At 75.1% G+C, this 20,395-nt stretch carries 22 protein-coding genes; 9 read left to right on the plus strand and 13 right to left on the minus strand.

Annotated features, from left to right (window positions below; translation table 11 throughout):
* Positions 1 to 65: 65 nt before the first annotated feature.
* The 5 genes from PKE99_RS28455 to PKE99_RS28475 are packed head-to-tail and all read right to left on the minus strand — an operon-like array spanning position 66 to position 5,013.
* The gene (locus PKE99_RS28455; RefSeq protein WP_037050491.1) at positions 66 to 1,403 is read right to left on the minus strand and encodes an ABC transporter substrate-binding protein; all 1,338 of its coding nucleotides are present in this window, start codon (positions 1,401 to 1,403) and stop codon (positions 66 to 68) included.
* The gene (locus PKE99_RS28460) at positions 1,403 to 2,542 is read right to left on the minus strand and encodes a branched-chain amino acid ABC transporter permease (protein WP_081924549.1); all 1,140 of its coding nucleotides are present in this window, start codon (positions 2,540 to 2,542) and stop codon (positions 1,403 to 1,405) included. Before PKE99_RS28460 ends, PKE99_RS28455 begins: the two co-directional genes overlap by 1 nt.
* Positions 2,542 to 3,420: a branched-chain amino acid ABC transporter permease gene (locus PKE99_RS28465; protein ID WP_037050493.1), complete on the minus strand. Its 879-nt coding sequence runs from the start codon at positions 3,418 to 3,420 to the stop codon at positions 2,542 to 2,544. Before PKE99_RS28465 ends, PKE99_RS28460 begins: the two co-directional genes overlap by 1 nt.
* Before the next feature lie 34 nt (positions 3,421 to 3,454).
* Positions 3,455 to 4,186: an ABC transporter ATP-binding protein gene (locus tag PKE99_RS28470; protein WP_037050496.1), complete on the minus strand. Its 732-nt coding sequence runs from the start codon at positions 4,184 to 4,186 to the stop codon at positions 3,455 to 3,457.
* A complete protein-coding gene (locus tag PKE99_RS28475) occupies positions 4,183 to 5,013 on the minus strand; it encodes an ABC transporter ATP-binding protein (RefSeq protein ID WP_037050498.1) in 831 nt (276 codons plus the stop codon). The genes PKE99_RS28470 and PKE99_RS28475 overlap by 4 nt, the downstream gene beginning before the upstream one ends.
* 219 nt (positions 5,014 to 5,232) lie before the next feature.
* On the opposite strand from PKE99_RS28475, the gene PKE99_RS28480 reads away from it, so the two are divergent.
* Positions 5,233 to 6,573, plus strand: a complete 1,341-nt coding sequence (locus PKE99_RS28480; RefSeq protein WP_081924551.1) for a PucR family transcriptional regulator — start codon at positions 5,233 to 5,235, stop codon at positions 6,571 to 6,573.
* A gap of 64 nt (positions 6,574 to 6,637) precedes the next feature.
* The gene (locus PKE99_RS28485) at positions 6,638 to 7,390 is read left to right on the plus strand and encodes an HAD family hydrolase (RefSeq protein ID WP_271214934.1); all 753 of its coding nucleotides are present in this window, start codon (positions 6,638 to 6,640) and stop codon (positions 7,388 to 7,390) included.
* Here PKE99_RS28485 and PKE99_RS28490 read toward each other — a convergent pair.
* The 3 genes from PKE99_RS28490 to PKE99_RS28500 all read right to left on the minus strand — a co-directional run bounded on the left by PKE99_RS28490 (position 7,342) and on the right by PKE99_RS28500 (position 10,806).
* Positions 7,342 to 7,869 (minus strand): flavin reductase family protein, encoded by a 528-nt coding sequence (locus PKE99_RS28490; protein ID WP_051737968.1) that lies wholly within the window; start codon positions 7,867 to 7,869, stop codon positions 7,342 to 7,344. The genes PKE99_RS28485 and PKE99_RS28490 overlap by 49 nt on opposite strands.
* Positions 7,870 to 8,169: 300 nt before the next feature.
* Positions 8,170 to 9,231 carry a sigma-70 family RNA polymerase sigma factor gene (locus tag PKE99_RS28495; RefSeq protein WP_037050500.1) on the minus strand — a complete coding sequence of 354 codons (1,062 nt, stop codon included), beginning with the start codon at positions 9,229 to 9,231 and terminating at the stop codon, positions 8,170 to 8,172.
* Between the two features lie 309 nt (positions 9,232 to 9,540).
* Positions 9,541 to 10,806, minus strand: coding sequence for an alpha/beta fold hydrolase (locus PKE99_RS28500; RefSeq protein WP_051737969.1), 1,266 nt, complete (start codon positions 10,804 to 10,806; stop codon positions 9,541 to 9,543).
* Between the two features lie 258 nt (positions 10,807 to 11,064).
* On the opposite strand from PKE99_RS28500, the gene PKE99_RS28505 reads away from it, so the two are divergent.
* The 3 genes from PKE99_RS28505 (at position 11,065) to PKE99_RS28515 (ending at position 13,837) form a co-directional block, all read left to right on the plus strand.
* Positions 11,065 to 12,870 carry a PHA/PHB synthase family protein gene (locus tag PKE99_RS28505; RefSeq protein WP_081924552.1) on the plus strand — a complete coding sequence of 602 codons (1,806 nt, stop codon included), beginning with the start codon at positions 11,065 to 11,067 and terminating at the stop codon, positions 12,868 to 12,870.
* A 55-nt stretch (positions 12,871 to 12,925) separates the two neighbouring features.
* On the plus strand, positions 12,926 to 13,369 hold the full coding sequence (locus tag PKE99_RS28510; RefSeq protein WP_037050506.1) for a helix-turn-helix domain-containing protein: 444 nt from the start codon (positions 12,926 to 12,928) through the stop codon (positions 13,367 to 13,369).
* A 159-nt stretch (positions 13,370 to 13,528) separates the two neighbouring features.
* Positions 13,529 to 13,837 carry a hypothetical protein gene (locus PKE99_RS28515; protein ID WP_037050508.1) on the plus strand — a complete coding sequence of 103 codons (309 nt, stop codon included), beginning with the start codon at positions 13,529 to 13,531 and terminating at the stop codon, positions 13,835 to 13,837.
* An 8-nt stretch (positions 13,838 to 13,845) separates the two neighbouring features.
* On the opposite strand, the gene dtd is transcribed toward PKE99_RS28515, so the two are convergent.
* Entirely contained in the window at positions 13,846 to 14,271 is a 426-nt protein-coding gene (gene dtd / locus PKE99_RS28520) for a D-aminoacyl-tRNA deacylase (RefSeq protein ID WP_037050512.1), read from the minus strand.
* Complete coding sequence (locus PKE99_RS28525) at positions 14,268 to 15,776, minus strand: DUF7782 domain-containing protein (protein ID WP_037050514.1); 1,509 nt, start codon at positions 15,774 to 15,776, stop codon at positions 14,268 to 14,270. The genes dtd and PKE99_RS28525 overlap by 4 nt, the downstream gene beginning before the upstream one ends.
* A 55-nt stretch (positions 15,777 to 15,831) precedes the next feature.
* Between PKE99_RS28525 and PKE99_RS28530 the strand changes: the two genes are divergently transcribed.
* From PKE99_RS28530 to PKE99_RS28540, 3 genes are all read left to right on the plus strand, one after another.
* Positions 15,832 to 16,404, plus strand: coding sequence for an HhH-GPD-type base excision DNA repair protein (locus PKE99_RS28530; RefSeq protein ID WP_231498356.1), 573 nt, complete (start codon positions 15,832 to 15,834; stop codon positions 16,402 to 16,404).
* A gap of 101 nt (positions 16,405 to 16,505) precedes the next feature.
* Entirely contained in the window at positions 16,506 to 16,940 is a 435-nt protein-coding gene (locus tag PKE99_RS28535) for an ArsR/SmtB family transcription factor (RefSeq protein WP_037050519.1), read from the plus strand.
* Positions 16,941 to 17,107: 167 nt separating this feature from the next.
* Positions 17,108 to 17,449 (plus strand): DUF3099 domain-containing protein, encoded by a 342-nt coding sequence (locus tag PKE99_RS28540; RefSeq protein WP_037050522.1) that lies wholly within the window; start codon positions 17,108 to 17,110, stop codon positions 17,447 to 17,449.
* Between the two features lie 12 nt (positions 17,450 to 17,461).
* On the opposite strand, the gene PKE99_RS28545 is transcribed toward PKE99_RS28540, so the two are convergent.
* A complete protein-coding gene (locus tag PKE99_RS28545) occupies positions 17,462 to 18,373 on the minus strand; it encodes a pseudouridine-5'-phosphate glycosidase (protein ID WP_197040796.1) in 912 nt (303 codons plus the stop codon).
* 10 nt (positions 18,374 to 18,383) lie between these two features.
* On the opposite strand from PKE99_RS28545, the gene PKE99_RS28550 reads away from it, so the two are divergent.
* Positions 18,384 to 18,635: a DUF3039 domain-containing protein gene (locus PKE99_RS28550; protein ID WP_037050589.1), complete on the plus strand. Its 252-nt coding sequence runs from the start codon at positions 18,384 to 18,386 to the stop codon at positions 18,633 to 18,635.
* A 16-nt stretch (positions 18,636 to 18,651) separates the two neighbouring features.
* Here the strand turns inward: PKE99_RS28550 and PKE99_RS28555 are convergent, their stop codons facing one another.
* Positions 18,652 to 19,308: a TetR/AcrR family transcriptional regulator gene (locus PKE99_RS28555; RefSeq protein ID WP_037050591.1), complete on the minus strand. Its 657-nt coding sequence runs from the start codon at positions 19,306 to 19,308 to the stop codon at positions 18,652 to 18,654.
* 44 nt (positions 19,309 to 19,352) lie between these two features.
* Positions 19,353 to 20,395, minus strand: a 1,043-nt coding sequence (locus PKE99_RS28560; protein ID WP_271214935.1) for an ATP-dependent helicase C-terminal domain-containing protein, incomplete at its 5' end; no start/stop codon positions are given.

A 20,395-nucleotide genomic window follows, 5' to 3' on the forward strand; every position in this document is an offset into this window, starting at 1 on the left:
CGGGCCGGCCGGGGTGCGCGTCCCCCGGCCGGCCCCTCACGCTCCCGCGGTCACGACAGGTGCCGTCAGGCCCCCGGGTTCGTCGGGATCCCGTTCGGCGGGACGGGCGTCTCCCCGGCGGTCTCGTCCTGGATCGGGGCGTCGCCGTTGCTCGTCGTGCGCACCGGCGTGAGTGCCTTCGTGGTCTGGCCGGTGACCTGCACGACCTTCACCCCGGACATCCCGCTGTGCTTGTCCGCGGTGAACCGGTAGGGCGCGGCCCACGGGCCCTGGAACTGCGTGCCGCCCTTCTCGATCGCCTCGACCAGCCCCTGGCGGGTCGGGTTCGGCCCGGCAGCGAGCATCGCCTGGACGAACGCGTAGCCCTGCGACATGCCGAAGATCCGGAAGTTCGACAGGGCGCCGCCGTCGCCGTGCGCCTTCCAGATCGCGTCGAACTGCGCGGTCCACGGGTCCGCAGGGTTGTCCGCCCGCGGCAGGTACTCGTCCGTGATGATCCCGTTGAGCAGCGCGTTGTCGGTGACCTGGCCCTGCGAGAACCGGCCCAGCAGCGATCCGACGAGCACGGGGTCGGCGCCGATGTTGCTGTACACCCACTGCGGCTTGTAGTTCAGCTTCTGGCCCTGCAGCTGGGTCAGCGCGGTGTAGGAGGGCACGTTGAACCCGATCACGAGGTCGGCGTTCGCGGCCTGCAGCGCCGACATCTGCGGCCCGATGTCGGTGTTGCCCGGGGTGTAGCGCTCCACCGCCACGATCTGCTTGTCGAGGTACCGGCGGATGCCCCGCTCGGCGTCCGTGCCGACGTCGTCGTTCTGCAGGAAGAGGCCGACCCGCGCCTGCGGGAAGGTCTTGGCGACGTGGTCGGCGAGGATCTTGGCCTCGACCTCGTAGTCCGGCTGCCAGCCGAAGGTCATGGGGTGCTTCTGCGGCTGGTCCCACAGCAGCGAGCCGGAGGAGACGAAGAGGTCGGGCACGCCCTCGGTGTTGAGGAAGTCCACCACGGCGCCGTGGGTCGGGGTGCCGAGGCCGCCGAGGATCGCGAAGACCTGGTCCTGCAGCACCAGCTCGTTGACGACCTGGCTGGTCTGGGTGGGGTTGTAGGCGTCGTCGCGGAAGACGTAGTCGATCTTCCGGCCGTTGACGCCGCCGTGCGCGTTGACCCAGTCGAAGTAGGCCTTGGTGCCGGTCGGGATCTCGCTGTAGCCCGGCGCGGCGACCCCGGTGAGCGGGAAGTGCGAGCCCACCTTGATCGAGTCGGCGGTGATGCCGACGGTCGAGCCCTCGCTCTGTCCGCCGCCGCCCGAGCCGGAGTCGGGCCGCCCGCCCGCCCCGCACCCCGCGAGCGCCAGGACGGCGCCGAGGGCGAGGGCCACCAGCGCCCGCACCCGCCTTGACCTGCGCATCAGGACCTCCCTGTCCTCTCCTCCGGCGCCTCGGCCGGAGCGGTCGTGCGTGCGTGCCACCGGGCGCGCACGGTCCCCACCACGCCGCCGGGCGCGAGCAGGATGACGAGGATGAGCACCGCGCCGTAGACGAAGGGCGCCAGCTGCGCGGACTGCACGTCGCTGAGCCCGGCCGAGGCGCCGAGGTTGGTCACCGCGGGCGGCAGGAACACCAGCAGCGCGCTGCCCAGCACGGCGCCGAACAGGCTGCCGAGCCCGCCGAGGACCACCGCCGTGAGGAGCGAGATCGACAGCACGATGGTGAAGCCGGTCGGCGCGGCGAGGCGGACCACGACGCCGAGCACGCCGCCCGCGAGCCCCGCGCACGCGGCGCTCACCGTGAACGCCAGCACCCGCACCGGGCTGAGCCGGATGCCGGCCAGCTCGGCCGCGACCTCGTCGTCGCGCACCGCGCGCCAGATCCGGCCGATCCGGCTCGCGGCCAGGTTGGCCAGGAGCAGGAACGCCACGATCGCGACGGTCCAGCCCACGTAGGCGAGGTACTTGGCGCTGCTGGTCTCGTTGGCGGACAGGAAGTAGACGGCGTCGGCGAACCACTCCGGGGCGCGCGGCGACGGGACCGCCAGGCCCTGCTCGCCGCCGAGCGCCTCGTCGAAGTGGATCGCCAGGCCGGGCACCGCCACCGCGAACGCCAGGGTGGCGCCGGCCAGGTAGGGGCCCTTGAGCCGGGACGCGGCCGCCCCGACGATCACGCCGACCACCGCCGTGACGCCCGCGGCGATCACCAGCACCACCAGCAGCGGGATCCCGGCCGGCAGCAGCAGGCCGGCCGTGTAGGCCCCGACGGCCATCAGAGCGCCGTGCCCGAGCGAGATCTGTCCGTTGAGCCCGGTCAGGACGGTCAGTCCCGCGGCGGCGATCGCGTAGTACGACATGGTCGCGAACTGGGAGTTGCGGAACGGGCCGGTGAGCTCCAGCAGGAGCACGACGACGACCAGTGCGACGAGGGCGAGCAGGGCGTGCCGGGCGAAGGTGGCCCGGGGCCGCAGGCGGGCGGCGAGCCCCGCCCAGCGGCCCGGCTCGCGGCCCGACCGCGGTGCCGAGCCGGCCTTCTCCGTCGGCCGCACCGGGGTGGCCATCAGACCCTCCGCGCCGCGGTGCGGGCGAACAGGCCCTGCGGCCGGACCAGCAGCACCGCCACCAGCACGGCCAGCGCGGCCAGCGGCACGAGGTCGGCGCCCACGTAGCCCGTGACCAGCGCGAGGATCACGCCCATCGCCAGCCCGCCGACGACGGCGCCGCCGGGGGAGTCGAGCCCGCCCAGCACGGCGGCCACGAACCCGTTGACGATCACGGTGTCCATGTACGCCGGCCACACCAGGCTGCCGCTCGCGATCAGCACGCCCGCCAGCGAGCCGACCAGCGCGGCCAGCGCCCAGCCGAGGGTGAGCATCCGCCCGACCGGCACGCCGAGCAGCCGGGCGACCTCGCCGTCGAACGCCGAGGCGCGCATCCGCAGGCCGACGTCGGTGAAGCGGAACAGCGCGACCAGGCCCAGCAGCACCACGGCGACCGCGCCGATCGTGATCAGCATGCTCGGGGTGAGCGCGACCGTCACGCCGCCGACCGAGAAGCCCTCGAGCCCGGCCGGGGCGGGGAAGGACCGGAACTGGGCGCCGAAGAGGATCGACGCGAGCGCCTGCAGCGCCACGAACAGGCCGAGGGTCACGATCACCGCGCCCAGCTCGTTGTGCGGCCCGACCCGGCGCACCACCACGCGCTCGACGCCGGCGCCCAGTACCAGGCCGCAGGCGAGGGCCACGAGCAGCCCGACCCACCAGCTCCCGGTCGACTCGACGACCAGCAGCGCGAGGTAGGTGGTGAAGGCGGCCATCGCGCCCTGGGCGAAGTTCACCACCCGGGTCGCCCGCCAGATCAGCACCAGGGCCAGCGCGAACGCGGCGTACACCGCGCCCTGGCCCAGGCCGGTGAGCAGGGTGTTCACGAACTGCAGCACGGGTCTCCTCCCGTCGTGCGGGTCGGCGGCGTGGTCAGAAGCCCAGGTAGGCGTGCCGGAGGGCGTCGTCGGCGGCGAGCTCGGCGGCCGGGGCGCTCGCCACCACCCGGCCGAGGTTCAGCACCACCCCGACGTCGGCCACCGACAGGGCGCTGCGGGCGTTCTGCTCGACGAGCAGCACCGCGAGCCGGGACCCCTCGACCCGCTCGCGGAGCAGTTCGAAGATCTGGGAGACGACCCGCGGGGCGAGGCCCAGCGAGGGCTCGTCGAGCAGCAGGACGTCGGGGCCGCAGGCCAGGGCGCGGCCGATCACCAGCATCTGGCGTTCGCCGCCGGAGAGGGTGTGGGCGTCCCGGCGGCGGCGCTCGGCCAGCGGCGGGAACATCGTGTAGACGTCGTCGATCGCGGTGTCGGCGCGCCCGCGGGCCTTGCCCAGCAGCGCGCCGAGCCGCAGGTTCTCCTCCACGGTGAGCTCGGTGATCACGCCGCGGCCCTCGGGGACGTGCGCGATCCCGGCGCGGGCGATCTTCTCCGGCGCCGCCCCGGTGAGGTCGACGTCGCCGGCGTGCACGCTCCCGGACCGGGCGGGGACCAGGCCGGAGACCGTGCGCAGCAACGTGGTCTTGCCCGCGCCGTTCGCCCCGAGCACGGCGGTGATGTGGCCCGGCTCGGCGGCGACGTCGACGCCGTCGAGCGCGGTGACGGGGCCGTACCCGGCGGTCAGTCCGGTGACCCGCAGGGCGGCGGTGGTGGCCGGCGCGCTCACCGGTGGGCCTCCTCGCCGAGGTAGGCCGCGACGACGGCGGGATCGTCGCGGACGTCGTCGGGCGGGCCCTCCGCGACCACCTTCCCGAAGTCCAGCACCGTGATCCGGTCGCAGACGCTCATCACCAGGTCCATGTGGTGCTCCACCAGCACCACGGCCATCCGGTCCGCCAGGCCGCGCAACAGGTCGCCCAGCTCGTCCATCTCGTCGCCACCCAGCCCGCTCGCCGGCTCGTCGAGCAGCAGCAGCTCGGGCTCGGCGACCAGCGCCCGGGCCAGCGCGACCCGCTTCTGGACGGGGTACGGCAGGCTGCCGGGCAGCTGGTCGGCGTGGTGCGCCGCGCCCAGCTCGCCGAGCGCGGCGAGGGCCCGCTCGCGCAGCGCCCGTTCGTCGCGGTCCGAGCGGCGCAGGGCCAGCAGGCCGGAGAGGAACCCGGCGCGGCGGTGCCGGTCGGCCCCGACCATGACGTTCTCGGCCACGGTGAGCCCGCGGAAGAGCCCGACGCCCTGCAGCGTGCGCGCGATCCCCATGCCGGCCAGCTGGTGCGGGCGCAGCCGGCGGACCGCGGCGCCGTGCCAGCGCAGGGTGCCGGAGTCCGGCCGCACGAAGCCGCAGCAGACGTTGAACAGGGTGGTCTTGCCCGCGCCGTTGGGGCCGATCACGCCGTGCACACCGCGGGGTGGCACGGCGAGCGAGACCTGGTCCAGGGCGACCAGTCCGCCGAACCGCACCGAGACGTCGTCGACGGCGAAGAGGACGTCGTCGCCGCCGCTCCCCGCGACGGGGGAACCGGGACCGGGGGCGGGATCGGCGGGCGGTGCGGTCACGGGCGGGCCTCCCGGGCTGCGACGGCGGTGTCGGGCGGGGTGCATGGCGGGACGGGCACCCGGTTACCCGAAGTGAGGGGGATCACTCGGACGGGGCTCCAGATTGGGCGCCGCGACCAGCGAAGGCCATGGGCGCGGCGCCCAGGATCCGTGTCCGGATCCTGGGCGGAACGCCCGAATGGGTGGACGACCCGTTGTGACCTGTTGCACAGTGGCCGGGTGCGTCCCGTCGACGAGGAGCGGCGCGCCCCGGGCCGCCGCGCCGACGACCCCGGGGCACACCGGCACGGGACCGAACGCCACCGGACCGCCCGGGACCTCGACGAGGCCGCCGACGAGGCGTTGCGCGTGCTGGGCGCCGCCCTGTTCGACGAGCTCGACGCCCTCGCCGACCGGCTGGCCCTGAGCGTCCTGCGGCACGAGCGCTGCTACCTGGAGCTCGACCTGGTCGACGAGCTGCGCCAGGCCTGCCGGGTGAACCTGTTGCGCGGCATCGAGGTGCTGGCCGACGCGGTGCCCGACGGCGTCGACCCCGGCGACACCACGCGGGAGACCGGGCGGCAGCGGGCGCGGCAGGGCGTCCCGCTCGAGGCCGTGCTGCACGCCTACCGGCTCGGCTGCCGCATCCTCTGGGATGCGCTGCGCACGGCCTCGCGGACCCGGTTCGACGGCGCCTACGACGCCGGCCTGCTCGACGCGGCCGGGTTCGTGCTGCGCACCAACGACGGCAGCTCCGCGCTGCTCGTCGACGCGTACCGCCACGAGGAGCACCGGATGCGCGGCCGGGACCTCGGCCGCCGGCGCGCCACGCTCGACGCGCTGCTGGCCGGGCGGGGCCGCGATCCCGGGTTCGCGCGCGACGCCGCGGCGATCCTCGGGCTGCCGTCCGGCGGACCGGTCCTGTGCGTGGTCGGCGGGATCGACCGGGCCGGCTGCGACCCCCTGCGGGACCCGCACGAGACCCTGGCCGCGCACCGGATCGCCTCGTTCTGGATGCTCCGGGAGGACGAGCTGGTGGGGCTGGTCGCGCCGTCGGCGCGGCGGGCGGGGGAGGTGCCGCGGATCCTGGAGGCGCAGGTCGCCGGCCGGGTGGGGCTGTCCGCGGCCGTCGCGGACCTCGGCGCGGCCGACGCGGCCTACCGGATGGCCCGGACCGCGCTGCGCACGCTGGCCGGGCCGGGCCTGGCGGTGCTCGACGACCGGCTGCCCGAAGCGCTGCTCGCCGACAGCCCCGAACTGCTGCCGCGGGTCCTCGACGCCGGGCTCGGCGGACTGCCGGCGCTGCCCGAGGCCGACCGCGCGGTCCTGCTGGAGACGCTGGAGGCGCTGCTCGCGCACGGCGGCTCGCCCACGCACGCGGCGCAGGCGCTGTTCTGCCACCGCAACACCGTGATCTACCGGATGCGCAGGATCGAGGCCGTGACGGGGCGGCGGATCTCCGAGCCGCGCGACCGGCTGCTGCTCAGCCTGGGGGTGATGGCGGCCCGGACCGCCGGTGCCGCCGCCCCGGACGCGCCCGCCCCCGGCGCCGACCAGGACGGGGACACCCGCGGGAGGTGAGGCGTTCACCCGGGCGCCGCCCGCCGTCCGCCCACCGCTCACCCGGGCGCGATGGAGTGCTCCGATGCGGTTGGCGGTCCTCGACCTGGTGGGCACCACGATCGTCGACGGCGGCCTGGTCCTCGACGCGGTCCGGCGCGGCCTCGTGTCGGTCGGCGTGCCGGTCGTCGGCCCGCGGTTCCCGGCCCTGCAGCGGCAGGCCCGAGCGACCACCGACCGCCCGGTCCTGCGGGTCTTCGCCGACCTGCTCGACGGCGACCTGCGGCGGGCGCGGCTCGCGGCCGACGCCTACGAGGCCCACCTGCGGGACGCGGCGGCGCAGGGCCGGGTGCGGGAGGTGCCGGGGGCGGGGGCGGCGATCGCCGCACTGCGCGAGGCCGGCACCACGGTGGCGCTGGCGGGCGGGGTCCGTGCCGAGACGCGGGACGTGCTGGTCGCCCGCGCGGGCCTGGCCGCCGACCTGCTGTTCGCGCCGGCGGGCAGCCGCGGGCGCGGGTCGCCCGAGCCGGACCTGGTGCTGGCCGCCGCGAAGGCGGCCGACGCCGAGCCCGCGGACTGCGTGGTCGTGGCGGACTCGACCGCCGGGATGACCGCCGCGGCGCGGGCGGGCGCCGGGCTGGCGCTGGGGGTGCAGAGCGGGGCGCACACGCCCGCGCGGCTGCGGGCGGCCGGAGCCCACGACGTCCTCGGGTCGGTCGTGGAGCTCCCGGCGCGGCTCGGCCTACCCCAGCCGCCGGCGGCCCGGCGGCGGGGTGCGGGGCCGGACGGTCAGCTGGTCTCCTCGGACTCGCTGACCGCGGGCGGGGTGATCCCGTAGCCGCCGCGGTAGAACAGCAGGGGCAGCCGGGAGGCATCGGCGCCAAGGTCCGAGACCCGGCCGAGGACGACGGTGTGGTCGCCGCCGTCGTACTCGTTCCAGAGGGTGCAGTCGATCCAGGCGCTCACGCCCTCGAGCACCGGGGAGCCGGAGGGAGCGGAGTTCCAGGAGACGCCGGCGAACTTGTCCGTGCCGGAGCGCGCGAACCCGTTGCTGTACTCCTGGTGGTCCTCGGCGAGCACGTTCACGCAGAACGACCCCACCTCGCGGATCCGCGGCCAGGTGGAGGACGTGCGCGCGGGGGAGAAGGAGATCAGCGGCGGGTCCAGCGACAACGAGGCGAACGACTGGCAGGTGAAGCCCAGCGGCCCGTCCGGTCCCTGCGCGGTGATCACGACGACGCCCGACACGAAGTGCCCCAGGACGTCGCGCATCGCCTCGGGGGTCACCGGCTGGGGAGTCTCCGTCGTACTCGGCATGCCCCGAGCCTAGGCAGCGTCCGGCCGGATCTCCATGCCTCGCGACAGGGCGGTGTGACACACCCGGCGCGGGCGGCGGGGCGAGATCCACCGATCGGGCCCGCCTGTCGCCGGGGCTCGGGGCGGGCCCGGTCCCAGAATGATCACCGGCCGGCGGCGTCACCGCTCGTGGGGAGCCCGGTGGGCGGCGTCGGCCCCGTCCGCGTGGGGCCCGTGCGGCCCGGCCACGGACGCGACGCGGCCCCGCACCCGATCGGGGTGCGGGGCCGCGTGCGCCGTGTGTCGGTCGGTCCGTAGCGGTCAGCTGGCGTAGGCGCGCAGGCGGTCCGCCCGCTCGCCGACCCGCAGCTTCGCCATGACCTCGCGCTCGATCTGGCGCACCCGCTCGCGGGAGAGCCCGAAGCGGCGGCCGATCTGGTCCAGCGTGCGCGGCTGGCCGTCGTCGAGGCCGTAGCGCATCCGGATCACCGCCTGCTCGCGCTCCTCCAGGGTGCCGAGCACCCGGCGCAGGTCGTCGTGCAGCAGGTGCGAGATGACCGTGTTCTCGGCGTCGGCCGCCTGGTCGTCCTCGATGAAGTCCCCGAGCGGGGCCTCCTCGTCGCTGCCGACCGGCATGTCGAGGCTTACCGGGTCCCGCGCGTGGTCGAGCAGGTCCGCGATCTTCTCCTCGGGCAGCCCGGACTCGGCGGCCAGCTCCTCGTGGGTGGCCTCGCGGCCGAGGCGCTGGTGCATGTCCCGCTTGATCCGGGCGAGCTTGTTGACCTGCTCCACCAGGTGCACGGGCAGCCGGATGGTGCGGGCCTGGTCGGCCATGCCGCGGGTGATCGCCTGCCGGATCCACCACGTGGCGTAGGTCGAGAACTTGAAGCCCTTCGCGTAGTCGAACTTCTCGACCGCGCGGATCAGGCCCAGGTTGCCCTCCTGGATGAGGTCGAGCAGCGGCATGCCGCGGCCCGTGTACCGCTTGGCCAGCGAGACGACCAGGCGCAGGTTCGCCTCGAGCAGGTGGTTGCGGGCCCGCTCGCCGTCCCGCACCACGGCCCGCAGGTCGCGGGCGTAGGCGGCGTCGAGCTCGCGGCCCTCGGCGCGCGCGGTGTCGAGCACGTGCGTCGCGAAGACGCCGGCCTCGATGCGCTTCGCCAGGTCGACCTCCTCCGCCGCGGTGAGCAGCGCGGTCTTGCCGATCCCGTTCAGGTACACGCGGACCAGGTCCGCGGCCGGGCTCTGCGCGTCGAGATCCTCGGCGGTCAGCTCCGGTCGCACGGTCTCCTGGACCTCGTCCACCGTCTCCTCGGTGACCTCCTCCGGCGCCTCGGGGGACGCCGGGACCGCCGTGGTGCGCCCACGGGCCGACTTCTTCACGGCGCCGGAGCGCGAGGACGAGGTACGCTGGCCGGGAACGCGAGCCGGCGCGCGGCGCCGGGTGGGCGCCGTCGCGGAATCGCTACCGGTGCTCCGGCGTGCGGATCCGGTGTGTGCAGGGTCCAGTGCGGGATCCACCGTCGGTGCCACTGTCATGGACGTTCCTCCCCTAACGCGACCCGGGCGGTTCGCCGGTGGGAAAGGCCCTCCGCCGGGGTTCTACAGGGTTGAACGCACGGGTGCGGATAAACGTTCCCGGCTCCGCGCATCCGCCGTGCGGGTGACGGATGCCGGGAACGTCCTCCTGCGTCAGGCGACGCCCGAGATGCCGCTCGTCGAGAGCGCGCGGACCTCCGCCATGAGCGCCGGCCAGTCCCGGTGCAGGGCGTTTCGCCCGGTGAACAGGCCCAGGTGGCCGCCCGCCGCCACCCGCTTCGTGATCGACTCCGCCGGCGTGGACACGTGGTCGGCGATCGCGAACAGCTGCGGCGGCGGGGTGATGTGATCCGTGGCACCCGCGAGCAGGAACAGCGGGCAGGAGATCGCGTCGAGCCGGGCCGGGCGGCCGTCGACCTCGAGCTCGCCGCGCACCAACCGGTTGCGCCAGAACAGGTTCTCGACCAGCCAGAGGTAGAACGCCCCCGGGATGTCCTGGGTGTGCTTGAACCAGTCCTCGAACACGCGGTAGCGCTGCACGTGCGCGGGGTTGTCCACGTCGGCCAGCAGGCGCAGCTGGCGGCCGATCTCCGCCTGGGGCTGGATCATCACGAAGTTGGCCAGCACCGCGGCGCCGGCCATCGTGCCGCCGTTGGCCGCGACCAGGGCCCGGTACGGCGCGAGGCCGAACCTCCCGGCGAGGGCCTGCGTCGAGGCCGCGATCACCGAGTCGCCCGCGTGGAAGTCGATCGGGGCGCCCGCCAGCGTCAGCGTGTGCACGCGCTCCGGGTGCAGGGTCGCGTAGATGGTGGCCAGCCAGCCGCCCTGGCAGTCGCCCACCAGGTTGGCCCGCCCGCCCATCCGGCGGATGGAGCGGTCGATGACCTCGATGTAGTCCGTGATGGTGACCCGCTTGGTCGCGGGCGTGGCCGGGCGCCAGTCGAGGGAGTACAGCCGGGTGAGCCCGGACTCGCGCAGCGCGGTCAGCTGGCTCTGGCCCGGCGCGAAGTCGACGACCGTCGAGCTGTGCCCCGCCTGCGGCGGCAGCACCAGCGTGGGGACGACGGGGTCGGCGCGGTCCTCGTCCGCGGTGAAGTCCCGCAGTACCGCGAAGTCCGTCTCGAGCGTGATCCGGTGCGGGAGGTGCCAACGCGGCTCGGCCCGGTCGAGCACGGTCGTCCACCACAGGCCCGTGCGCGCGGGGGCCGACCACGGGCGCCGGGCGAGCGACCACCAGGCGGCGCCGGCCGCCTTGCCGGCCTCGGCCAGGCTGCGCGCCGCCGTCTCCGTGCCGTAGCGGAGGAGGAACCGGTAGGGGTGGTCGGCGGCGGGGCCGCCGACCGGGGTGCCCGCAAGCTCCTCGGTGCCGATGCGCTCGAGGGTGCTCTCGCCCGTGTCTCCGGACAGCGCGCTGGTCATAGGTCGTCTCCCATCGCCGGTGATGTCGACCGTCGTGTGCTACTCGACGGTAAGTCGTGGTGGGTATCCCGAGCAACCGGGGACCTACCCGGGAGTAGTGCTTGCTATGCCAAGCGCAGGTGACGGGGCTTACGAAGTGACGTGGATCTGTCGCCCCCCGCTACCGGGGAGTACCCCCCACCATGGGGCGACCGCCCGCCGGAGAGCCCGATCGGCCCGGGGCGGGCACAAGCCGTTTCAAGGGGGAGGCCACCGCCGATGACGTCCAGGAAGACACTCGCAGCAGTCCCGCCGGCCGCGGACGCGCCCGGAACGGACGCGCCGTCCGACCGGGCAGGGGCCGAGGAGCGTGCGCGCCGGGTGGTCGGCTCGGTCGCGGACGCGGTGAAGGAGAGGCTCGACCCGCGCACCGTCGCGGCCCGACTGGACCCGATCGGTTTCGTGCCCGCGCTCGCGGGCGCGGCCAAGGCGGTCGCCACCCACCCCGGCACCGCCGCCAAGGTCGGCCTCGGCTGGGGCCTCGACGCGTCCCGCGCCGGTGCCGTCGGGGCGCTGCGCGCGGTCGGGGCGACGACGGCCGGCCCGGCCGTGCTCTCCGAGCGCGACCCGCGCTACAAGGACCCGGTCTGGGAGGAGAACGCCTGGTACTGGTTGTGCCGCCAGGAGTACACGCTCCTCGCCACCCGGCTCCGCGAGCTGGCCGGGGGCCTCGAGCTCGAGCCGGTGACCCGGCGCAAGATCGACTTCCTGGTCGCGCAGCTCATCGAGGCCGCCGCGCCGCCGAACTGGCCGGCCGGCAGCCCGGGCATGGTGCAGAAGGCCTTCGAAACCGGCGGCCGCAGCCTGGTCCGCGGCGCCCGCAACGCCCTGCGCGACCTCGTGCAGAACCGCGGCCTGCCCCGGCAGAACACGCCGGGGGAGTTCGTGGTGGGCGAGCACCTCGCCTCCACCCCCGGCAAGGTGGTCTACCGCAACCGGCTGATCGAGCTGATCCAGTACGCCCCGCAGACCCCGCAGGTCCACGCGATCCCGCTGCTCATGAGCCCACCGTGGATCAACAAGTTCTACATCATGGATCTCGCCCCGGGGCGCAGCCTCGTGGAGTGGGCCGTGCAGCACGGACACACCGTGTTCATGATCAGCTACCGGGACCCGGACTCGACGCTGCGCGACCTGACGGTGAGCGACTACCTGCTCGAGGGGCCGCTGGCCGCGCTCGACGTCGTGCAGGAGATCACCGGTGCGCCCAAGGTCAACGTCGCCGGGCTGTGCCTCGGCGGGACGATCGCGGCGTCGATGCTGGCGTGGCTCGCGGCCCGCGGCGACGACAGGGTCAACAGCCTCACCCTGATGAACACCCTCCTGGACTTCACCGGCCCGGGCATCCTGGGCGTGTTCACCGACGAGGCCACCGTCGCCCGGCTCGAGCGGACCATGCGCAAGGACGGGTACCTGCCCGCCTCGAGCATGAAGATGACCTTCGACCTGCTCCGGGCCACGGACCTGCTGTGGCGCTACGTCGAGGCCAACTGGCTGCAGGGCCGCGACCCCGAGCCGTTCGACATGCTCACCTGGAACGCCGACTCGACCCGGATGCCGGCCGAGATGCAGGCCGAGTACCTGCGCACCTGTTACATCCGCAACGAGCTGGCCGAGGGCAAGCTCGAGCTCGCCGGCGAGCGGCTGGACCTGCAAAACGTCCGCCAGGACGCCTACGTCATCACCGCCGAGCGGGACCACATCGCGCCGTGGGAGTCGGTCTACCTGGGTGCGCGCCGGCTCGGCGGCACCGTGCGGTTCGTGCTGTCGAACTCCGGGCACATCGCCGGGGTCGTCAACCCGCCCTCGCCGAAGTCGCGGCACTGGTTCACCGAGCAGTCCGAGCTGCCGGAGACCGCGCAGGACTGGCGCGACGACGCCACCGAGCAGCGCGCGAGCTGGTGGGAGGACTGGGCGAACTGGGCCGAGCAGCACGGCGGCGACAAGGTCGCCCCGCCGTCGCTGGGCTCCGACGCGCACCCCCCGCTCGGCGACGCGCCGGGCACCTACGTGCTGCGGAGCTGACGTCCCGTCGACCGGGGCCGCGACACCGCGGCCCCGGATCGGGAAGACTGGGGGCATGACGACGGGTGGCGGTGCCGGTCCGGCCGAGGACCGGGTGCGGGACGGGGGCTGGTCCGATCAGGTCAACGCGCTGGGCGGGTTCATCCGCGCCCAGCGCCAGATGGCCAAGCTCTCGCTGCGCGAGATGGCCTCCATGACCCGGGTCTCGAACGCCTACCTGAGCCAGGTGGAGCGCGGGCTGCACCAGCCGTCGCTCAAGGTGCTGCACTCCATCGCCGACGCGCTGCACCTCAACACCGAGCAGCTGCTGCAACAGGCCGGCTGGGGCGGGGGAGCCGGGGCCGGCGCAGCCGCGGCGAACGGCCGCGCCGAGGCCGCGGCCGACGAGGCCCCCGCCGGCCCGTGCTCGGTCGAGGAGGCCGTGCGCGCGGAGTCGCGGCTGACCGAGGAGCAGAAGACCGCGCTGCTCGGGGTGTACCGGAGCTTCCTGGAGTCCTGACGTGCGCCGGTTCGTGCCGTGACCCGGCCCACGACCAGCTTTGATTGACATACTTAACGCCGCTGCGTAGTTTAGGTAGCGCGACGCCGATCGGCGTGCGCCACCAGAACTCTCCGAGACACCCGCCCCGCACGAAGGGGCAGAGGAAGGGAGGCCGGGATGGCCGGCACCAGCGAGAAGCTCACCGACTTCGCCAAGCGCGGCCAGGAGGCCGTCAGCTCCGCGTTCGACGCCTGGACCGACGCCGTCGGCTCGCTCACGTCGTTCCGCCCCTCGGCGGCCGAGGCGCAGAGCCTGCTCGACAGCTCGTACGGCGCGGCGGAGAAGGTCCTCGCCAGCCAGCGCGACTTCGCCAAGAGCGTGCTCGAGGCGGGCGTGCAGGTCGTCGAGACCGTGGGCGAGCAGGCGGACAAGGTCTCCGCCAAGGCCCGCACCACCGCGACCCGCAAGACCACGCCGACCGTCTGACCTGCGGGTCAGGTCTCGACGATCACCGTGAACGGGCCGTCGTTCACCGACGCGACGGCCATGGCGGCGCCGAAGCGGCCCGTCTCCACGTGTGCACCCCGTGCGCGCAGGGCCGCCACCACGGCGTCGACCACCGGCCCGGCCACCTCCGGCCGGGCCGCGGCGGACCACGAGGGCCTGCGGCCCTTGCGGGTGTCGCCGTAGAGCGTGAACTGGCTGACCACGAGCAGCGGGGCGCCCGCGTCGGCGCACGACCGCTCGCCCTCGAGCAGCCGCAGCTCCCAGAGCTTGCGTGCCATCCGCTCGACGTCCTCGTCGCCGTCGGTGTGGGTCACGCCCAGCAGGACGAGCAGGCCCTCGCCCTCGATCACGCCGACGGTCCGGCCGTCGACGGCGACCGAGGCGCCGCGGACCCGCGAGGCGACCGCCCTCACCGGGCGGCCCCGGCGGGGAGCAGCACGCCGTGCCGCACGAACTCGCGCACGGCGGGCAGGGCGGCCTGCACCAGGGCGTCGACCGGGCGGTCGTGGGCGAAGGACAGCAGCGCGAACAGCTCCGCCAGGGGCAGCGCGCCCGAACATCCCGCGAGCAGCGCGGCGGCGGGCTCGTCGACCTCGTGCCGCCACTGCGGCCCGTCGGCGAGCACGACCGCCGCGCCCGCGTCCGACCAGCCCTCGTCGCCGGCCACGGCGTAGCGCTCGAGGGTCGCGCTCGGCGAGAGCGTGAGCCGGGCGCCCAGCAGCGCCTCGTCGCGGGCGTGGTTCCGCAGCCAGTCGACGCGGTCCAGCCAGCCCGCCATCTCGGCGTTCAGCGGGTCGGCGAGCTCGCCCGGCAGGTCCTCGACCACGACCTCCGGGGCCCGCCCGTCGGGCACCGTGCGCAGCAGCAGGAACCCGAACCCCACGGCCTCGACGCGCTCGGCCTCCAGCCAGTCCAGCCAGGCCGCCGCCTGCGCGCGGGTGGCGGGCGCGGACAGGTCCAGGCCGGCATCGCGCTGCCAGGTCCCCACGTGCAGCGCCGGGTCGGTCACCTCGCGCTGCACGATCCACGCGTCGCAACCCTCCGGGACCCACGACCGCACCCGGTCCGGCCAGTCCTCGCCGCGGACGTGCAGCCACGAGCCGAGCAGCTGGGCGCGCCCGCCGGGCCGCAGCCGGGCGGGCAGGTCGCGCAGCAGCCCGGCCAGGGCGGCGTCGCCGGCCTGGCCCGAGTCCCGGTACACGTACTCGACCCGCGCCGGGCCGGGCACGAACGGCGGGTTGGAGACGATCGCGTCGAACCGCCGGTCGGACACCGGCGCCAGCCAGGGGCCCTCGACGAGGTCCACGTTGCGCACGCCGGACAGGGCGAGCGTGGCCCGCGCCGTCGCCAGGGCCCGCGGTGCGACGTCGGTCGCCGTGACCCGCCCGGAGAACCGGCTCGCGTGCAGGGCCTGCACCCCGCACCCCGTCCCGAGGTCCAGGGTGTCCCGCACCGCCGTCCGGACCAGCGACGACGCCAGCGTCAGCGACGCCCCGCCGACCCCCGTCACGTGGTCGCGGTCCTGCCGGGCCGCCGGCGTGTCCAGGTCGGACAGGACGTACCAGAGGGCCTCGCCACTGGCGTCCTCCTCGCCGTAGGGGCGCAGGTCCATCGCCGCGCGCACGCCGTCGGGCGTCCGGGTGAGAAGCCCGCCCGCGACGAGCGCGTCGAGCCCGGGCAGCGGCGGCGCGGCCTCGGTGCCGCCCAGGAGGAACAGCCGGACCAGCGAGCCGAGGCCGCCCGCCTCGCGGGTGGCGCGGGCGGCCGCCTCCGGCTCGCCGCGGGTGAGGGCCGCGTGGGGCCCCGCACCGAGCAGGTCGCGCACGCCGGTGGTGGTGAAGCCCTGCTCCAGCAGGGTGTCCCGCAGCCGGGCGCAGAGATCGTCGGGCAGTGCCGGGGAGGGAGCGGCGGCGTTCATCGGGACCCATCCTCACCGATGCCGGTTCGTGCAGGTCACCCGGTACCGTGGCCCCGTGCTGAGCCTCTCCCAGGACGCCGCCGCCGACGCGCTGCTCGACCGCGACCCGCTGGCCCTGCTCACCGGCATGCTGCTCGACCAGCAGATCCCCATGGAGCGGGCGTTCGCCGCGCCTGCGGAACTGGCCCGCCGGCTCGGCACGGACACCCTCGACGCGGGGCAGATCGCCGGGTACGACCCGGAGAAGCTGGTCGAGGTCTTCGCCGAGAAGCCCGCGCTGCACCGGTACCCGCGGTCGATGGCGGGCCGCGTGCAGGCGCTGCACCAGGCGATCGTCGAGCGCTACGACGGCGACGTCACCGGCATCTGGTCCGACGCGGCCGACGGCAGGGAGCTGTTCCGCCGGCTGTCGGCGCTGCCCGGGTTCGGTACCCAGAAGGCGCAGATCTTCGTCGCACTGCTCGGCAAGCAGCGCGGGGTCACGCCGGAGGGGTGGCGCGAGGCCGCCGGCAGCTACGGCGAGGAGGGCTCGTTCCGGTCCGTGGCCGACGTCCGCGACCCCGGGTCGCTGGAGAGGGTCCGCGAGTTCAAGCAGGCGGCCAAGGCGGCGAAGAAGGCCGGGAAGTAGGCGGGGAAGCAGGCGGGGGAGCAGGCGGGGAGGCAGCGGACCGCGGAGTGCGGCGCGGGACACGCCCCGCACCGTGATCGACCCGCAGTAGCATCGACCCCGTGCACAAGGTCCCGACCGACCGCCGCGAGATGCGGGTCATCGACCCGGATCAGGTGTGCGACGCGACGGCCGTGCTCGCCGACACCGAGCAGGTCCAACACGCGGCCACCGTCCTCGACGCGCTCGGTGAGGTGAACCGGCTCTCGATCCTGCTGGCGCTGCAGCACGCCGGCGACCTCTGCGTGTCCGACCTCGCGGTCGCCGTCGGGATGAGCGACAGCGCGGTCTCGCACGCGCTGCGACTGCTGCGCGCGCACGGCATGGTCACCGCGCACCGGGAGGGCAGGCTGGTGCGCTACCGCATCTCGGGCGGGCTGGCGAAGCGGCTGCTCGAGGTCGTGTCCGAGGAGGCCGTCGGGCCGGTGCGGCTGCACGCCCACGGTGCGCACGACGAGTCCGAGGGCGCCGGTCCCGAGCCCGGGCGGGCGGGCTGACCCGGTCGAGCGGTCACTGCTCGAGCACCGCCCGATCGGGGCAGGTCGGGCATCGCCTGTGGGCCGACGGGGTGGTCCGTCCCGGGAGTGTTGCGCAACGCAATCCGCTGCCGGGTCGACGCGCGTACCGTCGGGGCGAGTGACACGATGGGGAAGGAGGTGGTCCGGTGACGACCGAACCCAGTCGCTCGACGGGACGGGACTCCGATCCCGTGCTCATCACGGATGCGCAGCGCTCCTACGAGGAGGAGCTCGCCACCCGGAAGCGACGCTACAAGATCATGATGGGGATGCGCATCCCGTTCATGATCCTCGCCGCCGTCTTCTACCACATCCCGTGGCTCGCGGTCACGCTGCTGGTCATCTCGATCCCGCTGCCGTGGATCGCGGTGCTCATCGCGAACGACCGGCTGCCGCTGAAGACGGAGAAGGTCAACCGGTACCGGGGCGAGCGGCTCGAGCTGGAGTCGAAGGAACACCCGGTCATCGAGAGCGGCAACAGCACCTGAGCAGCCCGCCGCTCAGTTGGCGAGCTGCACGGCGACCTCAGCGGCGAGGCGGGCGTTCGCGCGGACCAGCGCGACGTTGGCGGCCAGGCTGGCGCCGTCGCTGGCCGCGTGGAAGTGCTCCAGGAGCGCGGGCGTCACGTCCTTGCCGGTGATCCCGCGCTCCGCGACCAGCCGCAGGCCGTCGGCGAGCAGGCGTTCGTGCAGGGCGGCGTCGAGCTCGTCGGCCTCGGGAACGGGCTGCGCGAGCAGCATCCCGGATCCGGGGCCGAGCACGGTGTGCGCCCGCCAGGCCGCTGCGGCCTCGGCGGCGGACTCGACCCGCCAGGGGACGGGGAAGCCGGCGTCGCGCCGGTAGAAGCCGGGGAAGCGGTCGGTGCGGTAGCCCAGGACCGGCACCGACGAGGTCTCCAGCACCTCCAGGGTGGCCCCGACGTCGAGGATCGACTTCACCCCCGCGGACACCACCAGCACGGGCGTCACGGCGAGGGCGGGCAGGTCCGCGGACACGTCCCAGGTCTCGCGGGCGTCGCGGTGCACCCCGCCGAGCCCGCCGGTGGCGAAGACCCGGACCCCGGCCAGGGCGGCGAGCCGGGCGGTCGCGGCGACGGTCGTCGCGCCGGAGCCGCCCAGCCCGGCGGCGACGCCCAGGTCCCGCACCGACAGCTTCTCCAGCCCGCCGGCGCACACCCGGTCCAGCTCGGGAGCCTCCAGACCGACGTGCGGGCGCCCGTCGAGCACCGCGATCGTCGCCGGCACGGCCCCCGCGGCACGCACCTCGGCCTCGAGCTCGTCGGCCACCTCGCGGTTGCGGGGTGCGGGCAGCCCGTGCGCCAGGAGCGTGCTCTCCAACGCGACCACGGCACCCCCCGATCCCAGTGCGGCGCGGACGGCGGGTGAGAGCACGAGGTCGGGCACGTGGGGCATCATGGAGCACATGCCCACCCAGACGCTGCCCGACGTCGAGACCCGGCCCCAGGGGACCGACTCGACCGGCTCGGACGAGCCGAAGATGTTCCACTACGTGAAGAAGTCCAAGATTGCCGAGAGCGCGGTCCTGGGCAACATGGTGGAGGCGCTGTGCGGGGAGCGGTTCCCGGTCACGCGTTCGCCCAAGCCGGGCTCGCCGGTGTGCCCGGACTGCAAGAAGATCTACGAGGGCCTGCCCAAGGGCGACGGGGGCGAGTGACCGCCCGCGGCGCGGCCTAAGGAACCACGGGCAGGAGCCCGGCGAGGATCCTGCGGAGCGCGGTCGGCAGCGGGTCGCCGCCGGCCGGCCCCGGGTCGAGCGCGGCCAGGTGGGGATGGTTCCCCTGCGCCACGACGTGGGCCGCGAACCGGGCGCTGCGCCTCGCGTCCACGGGGGAGGCCTCGGCCTGCGCGGCCGCGGCCACCACGGCCTGGAGCATGGCCAGGGCGACCAGCTTGTCGCCGTCGGGCGCGGGGTGGTCGGCGAGCACGGCGAGGACGTGCTCGGTGAGGTCGAGCCCGCGCGGGCCGGCCACGGGCCGGGTGAGCACCAGCCCGGGCAGCCAGGGGTGCCGGCGGTGGATCTCCCGCGCCTGCAGGCCGACGTCGACCAGGTCGTCGAGCCACGCGCCGGTCGGGGCGCCGAGCCGGTACTCGCCCGCGACGTGGTCGGCCATGAGGTCCAGCAGGTCCTCGCGGGTCTCGACGTACCGGTAGAGCGAGCCCGCGCCGGTGCCCAGCTCGGCGGCGACATGGCGCATCGACACGCCCGCGAGCCCGTCGCGGTCCGCCACCCGCACGGCCGCCTCGGTGATCTCGGCCCGGCTGCGGCCCGCCGGCCGCCCGACGCCGGAGCCCTCCGGGCGCATCCAGATCAGGTCCGGCGACGGCATGCGCACCTCCTTCGCGAACAGCGTACGCACTGCAGGTCCGCGTCCTACTCCGCCGGCCGGTTCCGGCCCGTGCGCCGCGTGGGCGTGGCCGCGCGCGGGTCCTCCGGCCAGTGGTGCTTCGGATAGCGGCCGCGCAGCTCGGCGCGGACCTGCGGATACCCGGTGTCCCAGAAGGACTCCAGGTCGTCGGTCACGGCGGCGGGCCGTCCGGCGGGGGAGAGCAGGTGCAGCAGGACGGGGACCCCGGCGATCCGCGGCGTGGCCGTCCACCCGAAGGCCTCCTGCACCCGGACGGGCAGGACCGGGCGGTCGCCGGAGTAGTCCACGGCGATCCGCGACCCGCTCGGCACGGTGATCCGCTCCGGGGCGAGCTCGTCGACCCGGCCCGCGAGCGGCCAGCCGACCAGGCCGCGCAGGGCCGCCCCGGCGTCGACGGCGGCGAGATCGGCGCGGCGCCGCGCGGACGCCAGCGGCGCCGCGAGCCAGCCCGCCGGGTCGGCGGCCCCGGCCAGCAGGTCCTCCTCGGCGACGCCCGGCCAGTCGCCGCCGAGGGTGCGGTGCAGGAAGGCGAGCCGTGCGCGCAACGCCCGGTCCGCGGCCGACCAGCGCAGCAGGCCCGTGCCCTCGGCGCGGAGCCCGGCGACCAGCGCCTCGCGGACGAGGGCCGGGTCGGGATCGCGCAGCGCACGCTCCTCCAGCACGATCGCGCCGAGCCGGCGGACCCGCCGGGCGCGGACGTCGCCGTCGGTCCACGCGACCTCCTCGGCCTCGGTGAGCAGCGTCGCGGCCACCTCCTCGGCGAGCGCCCGGTCGGCGGCCGCGGCCAGCCGCACCCGCCCGTGCACCGCGCCGGGCGTGCGGTCCGCGACCGCGACGGCGAGCCACTCCTGCGCGCCCAGCTCGGCGTCGGCGACCTCGACGGCCGTGCCGCCCGCCATGAGGAACACCGGCGCCTCCCCGGACCGCCGTCGTGCGATCCGCTCCGGATGGGCCAGGCCCGCCACCAGTGCGGCCTCCCCGCGTCCGGCGCCGCGGGCCGCCCGCGCCCCGGGGACGAGCCGGGCGAGCCGCTCCGCCTCGGCCCGCC

This window comes from Pseudonocardia halophobica (assembly GCF_027922425.1).
In the GTDB taxonomy this organism is placed as follows: domain Bacteria; phylum Actinomycetota; class Actinomycetes; order Mycobacteriales; family Pseudonocardiaceae; genus Pseudonocardia; species Pseudonocardia halophobica.